This window comes from Pseudonocardia sp. Ae331_Ps2 (assembly GCF_001932405.1).
In the GTDB taxonomy this organism is placed as follows: domain Bacteria; phylum Actinomycetota; class Actinomycetes; order Mycobacteriales; family Pseudonocardiaceae; genus Pseudonocardia.
Genome location: NZ_MCIM01000002.1, coordinates 8,473 through 9,947, shown reverse-complemented (window position 1 = coordinate 9,947; position 1,475 = coordinate 8,473). Strand labels below are relative to the sequence as shown.

Genomic DNA, 1,475 nt, shown 5'->3' with positions numbered 1-1,475 from the left:
CCCCCCACCGGTCAAGAACCACTACCAGGCGCAATCATGTGACCACACCCGGTACTCGAAACGTGAAAACGTGAAACATCCACCTAACACGGCAATCCACCCAAACCAGAAAAACACCTCACCAGAACCGGACTTCGTGCCGTACCTCCCAAAGCGCTCCACGCCTCCTAACTGGGTGCCCCAGAACCGGATCAACACCGCTTCACAGGCGCTTCCAGCCGCTTCAAAGCCACATCAAAGCCGCTCTCTGGCCCCGGCGGGCCGCTCCGACGCCGCCTCCCGACGCTCCCGAGACCGCCACGGGCCGCCGAAACCCCAGCTTGAACCCCCGAAGATGATCTACATGAATCCGAACAAATCCGGGGCCATTAATAAGCCAATCCGGGACACCTCCAGCCCCATCAGTCCGACCCCAAGACGCCTGACCGTCACGGCGGAAACCCGCGCACCAGATTCAAGACACCGCCACAGAAAGAGTCCTTCCATGACGCCGTAAAGGGAACGATGAACTCCACTCAGCAGGGACCAGCGGGTGCGATCCAGCGGCGACCATCGACGCCCTCAACAACAATCCGATATCCAGAAAAAACACACCGAGAAACGGCCGATGCACTGGTCGCGACACAACGAATCCCCTTCCGTGCGCCACCTGGAAATCCCTTCCACAGCAACGCGCGGGGCGACACCGCGGAGCGGCGACACGCTGGTCACGCAGAGTGATATTTCTGGGGGGTGTCCCGAAGCAGCCCTTAATCCTCCTCAATCCTCCTAACCCTCCTAACTGCCGATATTTCAGCAGGTCAGAACCCAAGTCGATCTTAGGAGGATCGGAGGGCTTAGGAGGATCGACCCTCCTAAGCTAGGACAACGAGTTTGCGCAGCGAGCCGCCACCTGGGCGCTTGACCAGCAATAACTGTTTCCGACCCACCACCGCAATCCGATGTTACGTTCCGTAACTGAATCCGGGGCGGGGGGCCGTGCAAGTCGGCGCGAGGCGGGGGCTTGACAGGCCCGCCGGGGGCGTGTCTTCCTGGATAGTACTGCAACGGCAGTTGATCAGCTCGGGGGTCGTTCGCCGCGTCGGCGGTAGTGGCAGTCGCGGGCCTGTTGTTGGCGTTCACGGCGCCAGGTCGACCAGTGCATGACGTGGTCGATGCAGGTGAGCGGGGTGAAGGCGAGCGCGGCGAGGAGACGGCGGATCTCGTTGCCCGACAGCTGAATCAATGCGCGCCGGCTGGCTGAGGATCCCCCTTTTCGGCCTCGCGTGCGTGTTCGGCGGCGCGGGTGACGGCGAGGTAGGCCGCGGTGAGCATGGCCAGGGTGATGTGGGCGTGCCAGGCTCGGTAGGAGCGGACTTGGTAGTGGTCGAGGCCGGCCTCGTTCTTCGCGGTCTGGAAGCATTCCTCAATCGCCCACCGCGCCCCGGCGACTCGAACGAGGTCGCGCAGCGGCGTGTTCGCCGGGGCCGCGCAGC

Annotated in this window: 1 protein-coding gene and 1 pseudogene; both read right to left on the bottom strand. The window is 63.1% G+C overall.

What is annotated here, in order from left to right; translation table 11 throughout:
* Nucleotides 1–1,057: 1,057 nt before the first annotated feature.
* Nucleotides 1,058–1,225, bottom strand: coding sequence for a hypothetical protein (locus Ae331Ps2_RS32270; RefSeq protein ID WP_170917006.1), 168 nt, complete (start codon nt 1,223–1,225; stop codon nt 1,058–1,060).
* A gap of 11 nt (nt 1,226–1,236) precedes the next feature.
* Nucleotides 1,237–1,475: pseudogene (locus Ae331Ps2_RS33705) on the bottom strand (IS701 family transposase); the annotation flags it as partial.